Source organism: Citrobacter telavivensis (assembly GCF_041807075.1).
Lineage (GTDB): Bacteria > Pseudomonadota > Gammaproteobacteria > Enterobacterales > Enterobacteriaceae > Citrobacter_A > Citrobacter_A telavivensis.
Window position 1 is genome coordinate 1,446,138 of record NZ_JBGUBF010000001.1, and the last position, 13,035, is coordinate 1,459,172.

Below are 13,035 nucleotides of genomic sequence, written 5' to 3' on the forward strand. Positions count from 1 at the left end.
ATGAAACCACAGGTTTACCACGTTGATGCCTTCACCAGAACCCCTTTTCGCGGCAATTCCGCCGGTGTTGTCCTGCATGCTGACGGCCTTAGCGACGCGCAGATGCAACTGATTGCCCGCGAACTGCGTCACTCCGAAACCGCATTCCTGCTGCAAAGCGACGACAGCGATGTACGCATTCGCTATTTTACGCCGACGGTAGAAGTGCCCATTTGCGGGCACGCCACCGTTGCGGCGCATTATGTCCGCGCCACGGCGCTGGGACTGGGTAATACCACGGTGTGGCAAACCTCGCTGGCGGGACGTCACCGGGTTGAGATCCGCTATGATAGCGACGATTATCGTATCTCGCTGGAACAAGGTGCGCCCTCCTTCGACGCGCCGCTCGAAGGCGACATCCGCGCCGCCATTCTACGCGCGCTGCACCTGAGTGAGGACGCCATGCTACCGGGGCTGCCGATTCAGGTCGCCTCGACCGGTCATTCCAAAGTGATGATCCCACTGAAGCCTGAGGTCAATATTGACGCCCTCGCCCCCGACCTTTCTGCGCTTTGCGCTATCAGTCAGCAGATTGGCTGCAATGGCTTTTTTCCTTTTCAGATCCGTCCGGGTAAAAATGAGACCGACGGACGCATGTTCTCTCCGGCAATCGGTATTGTGGAAGATCCGGTGACGGGCAATGCCAATGGCCCCATGGGGGCCTGGCTGGCGCATCATCATTTATTACAACATGACGGGAAATTGCTACAGGTAAAAGGACATCAGGGACGGGCATTAGGCCGTGACGGCATCGTTGATATTGACGTGACGATTCAGGATAACCAACCGGTAAAAGTCACGATATCCGGTAACGCAGTGATCCTGTTTCACGCACAATGGGCGGTAGATTTTTAAAAACAGCCCGGTAAAGATACGCCTTACCGGGCGGTTTTATTTCCCTTTCTTATATTGACCGCTTCAAATTCTTATTAAGATAGTCCAATTAATCTTAAATAGCATTTAAGGTGTAAACACTTTAAAAATCATAATGATAATCCGCTTTATTTTCTTCTTGCATCAGCTGGGATTAATTAAAAATCAACATCATTTCATCTGTTTTGTTTTATTTTAATACTGTTATTAATCGATTTATTTAGTTACGTAAGAACAATTCATTTGTAATTTTCTTAGGCGATATGAAAAATAAGTCATTATCTTGAGAGTGAGTCGCAGCAAAGGACCCTTCAGATATAGAAAAAGTTAAACAACACTCGTTCTGTCTGGAAACAAAAAACTCAACGCCGTAAATATAATATATTACGCGCTGTATTTGTCTATTAAGAATGTGAATATTGATATGAAAGAATTTAACTTAACAACCATGGCATTATTGATTGGCAGCCTGTTAATGACAAATAACGTTTGTGCAAAAATCTATAATGATGATGAGGGGATTATCACCGGGAGTGGAGCCCTTACCGACGGCGGTACCTATAAAATTATCAGTACCTCCGGGGAAAATAACACCCTCTCCGTGGCGAACAATGGCGGGATTACGGTTACCCACCCGGGCGGAACGCCAATCGTTAGCGGCAGGGGCGAGTTTGAAGATGGCGATTTAACGCTCGCGTCTGGTACTGTTTTTGTTGCCAACAGCGGAACAATCAATTTAGGGTCAGGCTCTACGGTGAATCAAATTACCGGGGATTTTATTCCGGGTACGGTCGACGGACGCCCGGACCTGGCGCTTGATGAAGATTATCAATCTCTGTTCGCCGTCGGCATTGTTGATATGGGGGGAACCAGTGACGCCTATCGTGCACAAAAAGGCGCGCTTATTGCTGATGATTTAACCATCAACATCAGCCACCAGCGTGATGGCAAGACTATCTCGGGTATCTTTTCTGATAAAAATAATGGCGTTATTACCTTAACCGGCGATACCACGGTGAATGCAACGGTAACCGGGGCGAATGGACACGCTTTTAACGTTTATGCGAAGGAAGGGACTTTCATCGACGCTGAAAATCTTATTGTTAATAGCAAGAGTACAGAATACGCCGTGGGGATCGTTTCGGAAGCGACAGACGCAGCTAACCGCTCGCTGATTCAGTATCAAAATGCCAGCGTTAAATCCGTTGCCGATGATTTTGCGGATGGTATTAATGCTAACGCCGGTTATATCGAAGCGTTTGGCGATACCAATGTCGATGTCACCGTCAATGGCGTCGGGGGCGTCGCGTCCGCAATCTGGCTTTCTGATGGTCTTTCGGGCATCGATTTGGATTCGACTATCACCACCCACGGTACAACGACCCTGCTGCTGAAATCAGGTGCAGACAGGACGGTTCTTGATGGCGTTGACTCCATGGGGTCCACGCAGTTTACCAGCAACGACCTGAACATCACGCTGGACACCCAGGGACACCAGCAGACGACCGGTACCGGTATTCTGGCCAGTAAAGACGATGCGTCGACGGCGGGTAAAATCGACATTAATGGGCGTCTCAATATTGATGTTGTTGATACCACCCGCAGCGGGAGCTGGAACTATGTCCATGCGGACAAAGGCGGCGAAATCACGCTGAACGGCGGGGTGCAGATGGGGGTGAACTACAACGACCCGAATGCCACCGCTATTCTGGCTGAAAACGCGGACTCCCGCGTGACGATTCATCCGCAGAACGTGCAGATTGTCGGTACTGTCGAAGCCAGCGATGCCGCCGTGGTTGACATCCGTGCGACCAGCCAGTCGCGTTTCGTTGGCGGAACGGTAACCCGCGGCAACGCGGTGAATAACCTGTCGCTGGCGGAAGGCTCGGCCTGGAACATGACCAAAAGTTCTCAGCTTACTCACCTGACGCTGGATGATTCCACGCTGACCTTCATGCCCACCAGCGTGCAGAGTCGCAGGCTGACCCGTGAGGCCACGCGCTTCAAAACCCTGACGGTGGACGGCGATTATACCGGGGCGAACGGTAACATCGTGATGAACACTCAACTGGGCGATGACGCCTCGCCGACTGACCGGATGATCGTTGCCGGCAACACCTCGGGCACGACGAGCGTCAACGTGCTGAACGCCGGGGGCGCGGGTGGACTGACGACGGACGGTATCGAACTCATCAGCGTCGCCGGTCATTCCGACGGGGAGTTCAGACAGAATGGCCGCATCGTGGCAGGCGCCTATGACTACACCCTGCAACGCGGCGAAGGCGGGAACAACAAGAACTGGTACCTGAGCAGCGCGCTGTCTCCGGTCACCCCGGTGGATCCGGCATCGCCTGTTGATCCCACCGATCCGCAGTCGCCATCGCCGACGCCGCGTGAACACGCGATACGTCCGGAAGCCGGTCTGTACGGTATGAACCTGCAGGCGGCGAACACGATGTTTAACACCCGCTTACAGGATCGTCTGGGCGAAACGCATTATGTTGACGCACTGACCGGCGAGGACGCGGTCACCAGCCTGTGGCTGCGTAATGTCGGTGGTCATACCCGTCAGAAAGACAGCAGCGACCAGCTGAACATGCAGAGCAACCGCTATGTCATGCAGTTGGGTGGCGATCTCGCGCAGTGGTCTTCGGACAACACCGATCGTTACCATCTGGGTCTGATGGCCGGTTACGCTAACCAGAAGAGCCGTGCGGAAAACCAGCGTAATGGTAACCGCGCTGACAGTCGCATCAGCGGTTACAGCGTCGGTCTGTACGGTACGTGGCTGCAGGACAACGCCACTCACGAAGGGGCATACGTTGACACCTGGGCGCAGTACAGCTGGTTCGATAACACCGTTTCCGGTCGTGACGTTGAAGCGGAAGAGTATGATTCCAGCGGATTCACCGCGTCTGTCGAATCCGGCTATACCTGGAAACTGGCGGCGTTAAGCGAACGTAACGCGCTGTATATCCAGCCGAAAGCGCAGGTCACCTGGATGGGCGTAAAAGGGGATGAGCACAAAGAAGTTAACGGTACCCGCGTGGAAGGCAACGGCGATGGCAACATCCAGACCCGCGTCGGCGTCCGTCTGTTCGGCAAGGGACATAACCAACTGGACAATGATAAGAACCGCACCTTCCAGCCGTTTGTGGAAGCCAACTGGATCCACAACAGCAAAGACTTTGGCGTCTCGATGAACGGTGAAAACGTGAATCTGCAGGGTGCCCGCAATATCGGCGAACTGAAAGCCGGTGTCGAAGGCCAGTTGACGAAGAACGTCGCGCTGTGGGGTAACGTCGCTCAGCAGGTTGGCGACAAAGGTTACAGCGATACCTCAGCGATGATCGGGATTAAAGCCTCGTTCTGATGAAAAATCCCCGGTAAGCGCATGCGTCGCCTGCCGGGTTTTCTTTATTTTCCGGCTTCCGGATGCGTATCAAACGCCGCCATCACCCTTGCCAGCTCAGTTTCCGTAAACCCATGCTTCGCGTCCGTCACCCCCAGGCCAAAACGTTCCTGTAGTAACGCATACAGCGAGGCGACATCCGGCAAATTGCGCTGTTCTACCACCCTGTCATTTTCGTAATGCGTGAAATGGAAGTTGGTGAGGGTCAATTTTCCCCCGTCCGGCAAATGACGACACATTAACAGGTGATGACGAAAATGCGATTGCGGCCAGTGCGCAGACCAGAAGTTGCCCATCACATGGTCACTTTGCTGCTGCGTCACCCCATCGAAGCGATACATGGACTGCCAGTGTTCGTGATGACAGAACTGCAGGATCCAGTCGTCCCCCTCCTGCTGCAAACGGTATTCACCGTGCGGCGTCTTCTGAATCATGTCCGCTTGCAGACGAATGGGAGCCGTGAGCGTCTGGCCGCCAAACCCCACATCGGCTATCCACGATTCGCCGTCCAGTTCCACCAACAGCAGACGGTGAGTTCGCGGGGGTAAATTCGGTGGATTTGCCAGCACCACGCGACCCAACAGGCTGCGCACGGTAAAGCCCAGTTCGCGCAGTACGCGCTCAAACACGCCATTTTGCTCAAAACAATAGCCACCGCGACGTGCGGTAATGAGTTTCTCTTCCAGCGACCGATCGTCAAGGTGCATTTCTCGCGGCAACAGCACGTCGAGATTCTCAAACGGGATAGTACAGTTATGCTGCAAATGTAGCGCCCGAAGCGTCTCAATATTGACTTCGGTACGCCCTGACCAGTTCAGACGCGCAAAATAAGCATTCAGGATGGGAGTCATCAGGTTTCCTGTCGTGAGCCTTAATCGTTACCCGAGTATAAACGATGCGCTCAAAGCGTGAGGCTGATGTTATTAGTAGGTTGGCGCAACGTCGATTTTCATTAATACTCAGAAAAACCCTTTGCGAGACAATCCTATGAGCCGATTCCGTCCTGTCGAATTACGCCACGCCAGTCGCCTGCTCAATCATGGCCCTACGGTGCTTATCACCAGTCGCGATGAGGTCAGCAACCGACGCAACATCATGGCCGCCGCGTGGTCTATGCCCGTCGAGTTTGAACCGCCCCGTCTCGCCATTGTGGTCGATAAAACGGCCTGGTCGCGAGAGTTAATTGAGCGCAGCGGCCTGTTCGGTATCGTCATTCCCGGCGTCGCCGCCACCAACTGGACGTACGCTGTCGGCAGCGTCTCCGGTCGCGATGAAGACAAGTTCAACTGTTACGGTATCCCGGTGATACAAGGGCCGGTTCTGGGGCTGCCGGTGGTCGAAGAAAAATGTCTGGCATGGATGGAGTGTCGTCTCCTCCCCGCCACCGCCGCGCAGGAAAAATACGACACCTTATTCGGTGAAGTGGTTTCTGCCGCCGCGGATGAACGTGTGTTTGTCGAAGGTCGCTGGCAGTTTGATGACGATAAGCTTAATACCCTGCATCATCTTGGCGCTGGAACGTTCGTCACCAGCGGCAAACGCGTAACGGCGGGTTAGCTGCGCCTGCACCATAGTGCTCCTCTTGCCTGGCTATACGGATAAAGTTGAGTTCTGGTTCAATGTTCAATATCGTCACGCCATAATCCGACGTCGCCCGGTCAGCCTTCGCGACCGGGCGTTTTATTACATGCTGTAGCCTGGCTTTTTAATCAGCGCGTCCATCTGCGGTGCAATCTCGCTATCCCATACGTCCTGCCACGCTTCTTCAGGAACTTCAGTCAGCGCCACGCTCACCGAGCGCGCTTTGCTTTTCAGATGACGAACGATCGTCTCAGTAATCTCTGAGGCCAGTGCCGCTTTTTGTTCATCAGTCAGGTCGCGCGGAAAACATTTAATATCAACGTGTGGCATTGCAGGTTCCTTATTATCAGTGTGAGGATAAAAACGAGCACAGTTGTGAATACGCCAGTGTCAGTTTATGCGGACTCACGCTCAATAAGGTGAAAACCGATATCGATAATGGCCTCTTCCACTGCCGTTTGTTCAATGCGATTCGCCAACAGCGTGGCGGCTCGCTGACCAATGGCGCGACGGTCAACGCTGACGGTGGTGATCGACGGACGATTACTGGCGGCAAAATCGAGATCGCCAAAACCGATGACCGCTAAATCCTGCGGAATACGTAATCCACGGCTTTCCGCTTCCATCATCGCGCCCTGCGCCAGGGTGTCGGAACTGCAGACAATTACGTCGAATTCCCCTTCGCTGAAGAGTTGCGTGAGTCCGCTGCGTCCCAGCGACAGCGATGCCGGGAGCGGCACATCGACCTGCGGCACATCATGAATATCATGACGTGCCAGAACGCTGCATAGCCCCTGCTTACGCTGACCGGCGCGGCGATCGGCCGTCCACAGCAAACCGGGACGACGATACCCTTTACTTAGCAGATACTCGCCGGTGGCCTGCCCGACTTTTTCATGAGAGAAACCGACCAGCATATCAAGCGGCGTTGGCGTGAGATCCCAGATTTCGACCACCGGAATAGCCGCGTTGAGAATCACTTTTTTCAGTTCGCTGGTGTGGTGGATGCCGGTTAACACTACGCCGTCCGGACGCCGGGAAAGCAGTGTTGCCACCAGCTCCGCTTCCGTCTGCTCGGTATACCCCGCCACGCACAGGAGAATATGATAGCCGCGCCTTGCCAGTTCATCGCTCAGCGACTGGATAGTATCGACGAACATGTTGTTGTTGATCTGAGGCACCACAATGGCAATCAATTTACTGCGCCGTGACGCAAGACCTCCCGCCAGCGCGTTGGGAATATAGCCGGTCGCCCGCACCGCCTGCATCACTTTCTCAACCGTTTTAGGCCGCACCAGTTGCGGTGTATTGAGCGCCCGACTCACCGTCATGGGCGACAGTCCAGCACTGCGGGCAACATCTTCCAGCGTCGGCGCGCGAGGTGGTTTTGTGCTCTTCACTGTGGATGCCCCTGCAAAATTCACTGATTTATCTGTGCATTATTCATCATGCCGGTGGCTATTGCCAGCTTCTGACCAGGAAACGCCGCAAATACAGCAGCTTACTTCCCCCCTCGCACAATGAAATGTTAGCGCCATCATTCAATGTTGTGCATTTTACCAGATTGTTTTGGATCGTGACCTGTTTTGCAGGAATTCCCCTTTTTTATTCGCCATATGTGATCGATTGTTCAATTCAACATCAACTCTCTGGATTAATTTCCGCCATAAGAATAGAAATGTTAGCGCAATCATTTTACATCAATCAGGAGAATGACATGTCCTTAAGCGCGAATTCTGACGCCGTAACCTATGCCAAAGCAGCCAACGCCAGAACGGCAGCGGAAACCGGCGATCGCATCGAGTGGGTGAAGCTGTCACTGGCATTTCTGCCGCTGGCGACCCCGGTGAGTGACGCCAAAGTGTTAACCGGTCGCCAGAAACCGCTGACCGAAGTGGCGATTATTATTGCCGAGATCCGCAGTCGCGATGGATTTGAAGGCGTCGGCTTCAGCTATTCAAAACGAGCCGGTGGTCAGGGCATTTACGCTCATGCCAAAGAGATCGCCGACAACCTGCTGGGTGAAGATCCGAATGACATCGATAAGATCTACACCAAGCTGCTGTGGGCAGGCGCATCCGTTGGCCGCAGCGGAATGGCGGTTCAGGCCATCTCCCCTATCGATATCGCCCTCTGGGACATGAAAGCCAAGCGTGCTGGCCTGCCGCTGGCTAAACTGCTGGGCGCGCACCGGGATTCCGTGCAGTGCTACAACACCTCCGGCGGTTTCCTGCATACCCCGCTCGATCAGGTACTGAAAAATGTCGTGATTTCACGCGAAAACGGCATCGGCGGGATCAAACTGAAAGTGGGTCAACCCAACTGTGCCGAGGATATCCGCCGCTTAACCGCCGTTCGCGAAGCGCTGGGCGATGACTTCCCGTTGATGGTCGATGCCAACCAACAGTGGGATCGTGAAACGGCTATTCGCATGGGGCGCAAAATGGAACAGTTCAATCTTATCTGGATTGAAGAGCCGCTGGACGCCTACGATGTTGAAGGTCACGCTCAGCTTGCCGCCGCGCTGGATACGCCCATCGCCACCGGTGAAATGCTCACCAGCTTCCGCGAGCACGAACAGCTGATTCTGGGGAACGCCAGCGACTTCGTCCAGCCAGACGCTCCTCGCGTTGGCGGCATTTCACCGTTCCTGAAGATTATGGATCTGGCCGCGAAGCACGGGCGTAAACTTGCGCCGCATTTTGCCATGGAAGTTCACCTGCATCTGTCCGCCGCCTACCCGCTGGAGCCGTGGCTGGAGCATTTCGAATGGCTGAACCCGCTGTTCAACGAGCAGCTTGAACTGCGCGACGGTCGCATGTGGATCTCCGATCGTCACGGTCTGGGCTTCACCCTGAGCGAACAGGCCCGCCGCTGGACCCAACTAAGCTGCGAATTTGGCAAACGCCCCTGATCCCCACTGGCGGGAATAACTCCCGCCCTCTTACCTTACAGAACGCTTTCTGCCCTTACTGAGGAGTAGAGAATGAGCACAATGATAAAGCGCACCAAAGTGCGTTACAGCATTCTTATATTTTTATTTCTTGCCACTGTATTTAATTATGCCGACCGGGCAACGTTATCCGTCGTCGCGCCCATTATGAGTAAAGAATTAGGCTTTGATCCGGAAGCCATGGGACTGGCTTTTTCTTCTTTTGGTATTGCGTATGTGATAATGCAATTACCCGGCGGTTGGTTATTAGACCGCTACGGCTCACGCCTGGTATATGGCTGCGCGCTGATCGGTTGGTCGCTGGTGACCATGTTTCAGGGCACCATCTATCTGTATGCCAGTCCGCTGATTGTGTTGATTATTCTGCGTTTATTGATGGGCGCAATCGAGGCGCCAGCCTTTCCGGCAAACAGTCGCTTAAGCGTACAGTGGTTCCCGAATAATGAGCGAGGTTTTGTCACCTCGGTTTATCAGGCCGCACAGTATATCTCGCTGGGGATTATTACCCCGCTGATGACCATTATTCTGCATAACCTGAGCTGGCATTTTGTCTTTTATTACATCGGTGCGATTGGCGTTATTCTCGGCGTCTTCTGGTTAATTAAAATCAAGGATCCGATGCACCATCCCAAAGTGAATCAGCAGGAGATTGACTATATCCGCGAGGGTGGCGGTGAACCGATGCTTGGCAGTAAAAAGGAGCCGCAGAAGGTCTCGTTCGCCCAGATCAAAAGCGTCTGCGTTAACCGGATGATGATCGGTGTCTACATCGGACAGTTTTGCGTCACCTCTATCACCTGGTTCTTCCTGACCTGGTTCCCAACCTACCTGTACCAGGCCAAGGGGATGTCGATACTGAAAGTGGGTTTTGTCGCCAGTATCCCGGCGATTGCCGGATTTATCGGCGGCCTGCTCGGTGGCGTCTTCTCCGACTGGTTGCTCAAACGCGGCTACAGCCTCACCATCGCGCGTAAACTGCCGGTGATTTGCGGCATGCTGCTCTCCTGCGTGATTGTTATCGCTAACTACACCTCTTCGGAGTTCGTGGTCATTGCTGCGATGAGCCTGGCCTTTTTCGCCAAAGGGTTTGGCAATCTCGGCTGGTGCGTCCTTAGCGATACGTCACCGAAAGAGGTACTGGGCATCGCGGGGGGTGTCTTCAATATGTGCGGCAACATGGCAAGTATCGTCACTCCGCTGGTGATCGGCGTAATTCTGGCCAATACCCAGTCGTTTGACTTCGCCATTCTGTACGTCGGCTCAATGGGGCTCATTGGCCTTATTTCCTACCTGTTTATTGTTGGACCGTTGGATCGCATTACGCTAACCCCGTCTGCTGCCTGATAGTCCCTATGGCGAAGACTTCGCCCCGCTGTTCCGGGATTGCACTCCTCGGAACAGCGTTTTTTTATTGCGCTTTCACCCGCTGCCAGTGTCACCTTCTCTCAGATGATCTCATTGTTTTTCAGCACCTGGCGTAATTCTGCCCGCTGACACACGGCGTCCGCTATCGCGCTGATATTCGGCGTATTGTCCTGAAACCAGTCATGACCCGGCCCCCAGGTGCGCATCACGCACAGATAACAATCAAGCAGGGTTAACTGCTCGCCGAAGGCATACGGTTCGGCGCTCAGTTGGTCGTTCAGCCAGAGGTAGAGTGATTTACGGTATTCAATACCGTTCTTTTTCAACTGTGCGGGCGCATCAGGAACCCAGCGTTCCGGATAGTCAGCGTAGGTATATGTCGGATAGATATTAGCCACCAGCCAGATTAACAGGCGCTGAAACTGCTGGCGCTCTGTACTTCCAACGGGCGGAGCCAGATCGGGGCGACGATCGAGTACCATCAGCGCGATGGCTGCCGTTTCGGTCATCACCTCACCATTTTCAAGCGTCAGCGTCGGTACCTGGCACAGCGGATTGATTTTTTTCAGCAGATCGCGCTGCGGCCCTTCACTGTCAAAACCGCTGATATCAATAAAACGATACGGAATGTCCGCCAGCGTAAGCATTAATTCGCCGATCGCTGACCCCCACCCTGGCGCCCCATAAACCTTAATCATACTGCCTCCTGCAGGTTAAAACTCTAAGTGTAGAGTAACCTGCATTTCTGGCATGGCTTTCTGAACGTTCCTGCCAACCGCTCCCTACAAAAATTAATAGGTCAGTAAAATGAATGATCTTAACCGCAATTGAACGACCCTATTTTCTTTTTGGCATCGTTTTATTGGTTAGATTTTACTTAGGAGAACAGCCTGTACTTTTCAGGTTGCGCAGTTGTATTTATTTTTCATTTTACTGACATCTCATTTTAATTAAAGCGTGTAAATTTCATTTTAAATACTTTCGTCATTCTTATGTTTAGTAGAGAATGCAGCATTCTAAATACATCAATCTCTATTATCCGTCTGCCCGGGCTGACGGATTTTTGTGTTTATTCCGCACAGTATCACCAGGAGTCTTTCATGAGAAGTAACATTCCCGTTACACAGAAAGAGTTTTTACTTAACGAGAAAGCGACGCTCTTATCTACAACGAATACGCAAAGCCATATTACCTATGCGAATTCAGCGTTTATCGACGCCAGTGGATTTGGCGAAAATCAACTGATGGGCGAACCGCATAATATCATTCGTCATCCGGATATGCCGCCTGCCGCCTTTGCTGATATGTGGTTTACCCTGCAACAGGGCGACAGCTGGACCGGCATGGTCAAGAATCGTCGTCACAATGGTGACCACTACTGGGTTCGCGCCAACGTTACCCCCGTCTGGCATAACGAACAGTTAACCGGATACATCTCGGTACGCACTGTTCCTGCGCGTCAGGAAATTGAGCAAAGTGAGCAGCTTTATCAAAAGATAAATAATAACAATTTCAAGGGCCATCGATTATTTAAGGGCATTATTATTCGCCGTGGCATCCTGGCCTTTTTATCCGCGTTTAAATGGTTATCCATCCGTCAACGTGTCAATTATGCTATTGGTGCCAGTCTGTTTCTCGCCTTGGCGATTATTTTCTTAGCGATTAATCCGCTTATTCAGGCAGGCGCGTTTACCCTCTTATTTCTGCTGCTGGTTATTTACCTTAAGTATCAAATTTGTCATCCGGTTAAACAGATCCTGTCGCAGATGCAGAAAGTGGTCGCCGGGCGAAAACCCGACAGCATTCATTTAGATCGCGTCGATGAACTGGGGATGATGATGCGTCTGGTTAATCAGGCCGGATTAAATCTGAATTCACTGGTAGACGATGTCAGTACCCAAATTGCCGGTATTCAGGAGATCAGTACCCGCGTCAGTCAGGAAGGCTCGGCGCTGCATAAGCGCTCCGAAGAGACCTCGGCCAACCTGCAACAAACCGCGGCCGCGATTGAAGAGATAGGCAGCGCGGTGCAGCAAACGGCAGATACCGCCGCACAAACGATGACGATGGCGGACAGAACCAGCGCTAACGCCAGCGAAGGGGGCGACTTCATGAAGCAGACGATCGGCATGATGCAGTCGATTTCCCGCGATAACGGGCAGATCGTCGATATCATTGGCGTGATCGACAGTATTGCTTTCCAGACCAATATCCTCGCGCTTAACGCGGCGGTTGAAGCCGCCCGCGCCGGAGAATCCGGACGCGGATTTGCGGTCGTTGCCGCTGAAGTGCGGAATCTGGCGCAGCACTCCGCGTCGGCCGCCAAAGAGATTGCGTCGCTGATTGAGAAGAACGTCGCCAACGTCAACGCCGGGGTGAGCATGGTTGAGCAGACGGAAACCCATCTGACCGGGATGATCGACGACGTGTTCCAGATGTCGACCATGATTAAAGAAATTGGCCTCGCGACGCGCGAACAGACGCAGGCGCTGGAACTGATTAACGATTCTATCTCCCGCATTGGCACCATGACCGATAACAATGCCGCGATGGTGGAAAGCGTCAGGGACGCCGCTGGCAATCTTTCCGGGCGCTCGTCACGCCTGCAACAGGCGGTACACGTCTTCGGCACCTCCGCCTGATCCCCTCCCGCTCTGCCTGTTCAGAGCGGGTTCTCACTTCAGTTCTGGTTGATTATTACGCAATCTGACCATTCAGAATGGACTATTTTGCACCGTTTATTATTTGCAGGTAGGATGCTCCGCCGGTGGTGTTATCCCTACCCAGAATGACGGGAAGCCCCCCCTGCGTC

The 13,035-nt window shown here is 53.0% G+C and carries 10 protein-coding genes; 6 read left to right on the top strand and 4 right to left on the bottom strand.

Annotated features, from left to right (window positions below):
- Positions 1–894 carry a PhzF family isomerase gene (locus tag ACERJC_RS06870; RefSeq protein ID WP_371894820.1) on the top strand — a complete coding sequence of 298 codons (894 nt, stop codon included), beginning with the start codon at positions 1–3 and terminating at the stop codon, positions 892–894.
- A 442-nt stretch (positions 895–1,336) separates the two neighbouring features.
- A complete protein-coding gene (locus tag ACERJC_RS06875; RefSeq protein ID WP_373671332.1) occupies positions 1,337–4,285 on the top strand; it encodes an autotransporter outer membrane beta-barrel domain-containing protein in 2,949 nt (982 codons plus the stop codon).
- A gap of 44 nt (positions 4,286–4,329) precedes the next feature.
- Here ACERJC_RS06875 and nhoA read toward each other — a convergent pair whose 3' ends face one another.
- Complete coding sequence (gene nhoA, locus ACERJC_RS06880) at positions 4,330–5,175, bottom strand: N-hydroxyarylamine O-acetyltransferase (RefSeq protein WP_373671333.1); 846 nt, start codon at positions 5,173–5,175, stop codon at positions 4,330–4,332.
- Positions 5,176–5,311: 136 nt separating this feature from the next.
- On the opposite strand from nhoA, the gene ACERJC_RS06885 reads away from it, so the two are divergent.
- On the top strand, positions 5,312–5,881 hold the full coding sequence (locus tag ACERJC_RS06885) for a flavin reductase family protein (RefSeq protein WP_152404630.1): 570 nt from the start codon (positions 5,312–5,314) through the stop codon (positions 5,879–5,881).
- Positions 5,882–6,007: 126 nt separating this feature from the next.
- Here the strand turns inward: ACERJC_RS06885 and pptA are convergent, their stop codons facing one another.
- Together pptA and ACERJC_RS06895 are read right to left on the bottom strand one after the other, a co-directional pair.
- Positions 6,008–6,235: a tautomerase PptA gene (pptA, locus tag ACERJC_RS06890; protein ID WP_371894824.1), complete on the bottom strand. Its 228-nt coding sequence runs from the start codon at positions 6,233–6,235 to the stop codon at positions 6,008–6,010.
- A 65-nt stretch (positions 6,236–6,300) separates the two neighbouring features.
- Entirely contained in the window at positions 6,301–7,305 is a 1,005-nt protein-coding gene (locus ACERJC_RS06895; RefSeq protein ID WP_152404628.1) for a LacI family DNA-binding transcriptional regulator, read from the bottom strand.
- A 317-nt stretch (positions 7,306–7,622) separates the two neighbouring features.
- Between ACERJC_RS06895 and ACERJC_RS06900 the strand changes: the two genes are divergently transcribed.
- Both ACERJC_RS06900 and ACERJC_RS06905 read left to right on the top strand, forming a co-directional pair.
- On the top strand, positions 7,623–8,819 hold the full coding sequence (locus tag ACERJC_RS06900; RefSeq protein ID WP_042318970.1) for an L-talarate/galactarate dehydratase: 1,197 nt from the start codon (positions 7,623–7,625) through the stop codon (positions 8,817–8,819).
- 72 nt (positions 8,820–8,891) lie between these two features.
- Positions 8,892–10,202 carry an MFS transporter gene (locus ACERJC_RS06905; protein WP_373671334.1) on the top strand — a complete coding sequence of 437 codons (1,311 nt, stop codon included), beginning with the start codon at positions 8,892–8,894 and terminating at the stop codon, positions 10,200–10,202.
- A gap of 101 nt (positions 10,203–10,303) precedes the next feature.
- Here the strand turns inward: ACERJC_RS06905 and ACERJC_RS06910 are convergent, their stop codons facing one another.
- Positions 10,304–10,921 carry a glutathione S-transferase family protein gene (locus tag ACERJC_RS06910; RefSeq protein ID WP_371894825.1) on the bottom strand — a complete coding sequence of 206 codons (618 nt, stop codon included), beginning with the start codon at positions 10,919–10,921 and terminating at the stop codon, positions 10,304–10,306.
- Between the two features lie 402 nt (positions 10,922–11,323).
- On the opposite strand from ACERJC_RS06910, the gene ACERJC_RS06915 reads away from it, so the two are divergent.
- Positions 11,324–12,865 carry a methyl-accepting chemotaxis protein gene (locus tag ACERJC_RS06915; protein ID WP_373671335.1) on the top strand — a complete coding sequence of 514 codons (1,542 nt, stop codon included), beginning with the start codon at positions 11,324–11,326 and terminating at the stop codon, positions 12,863–12,865.
- Positions 12,866–13,035: the final 170 nt, after the last annotated feature.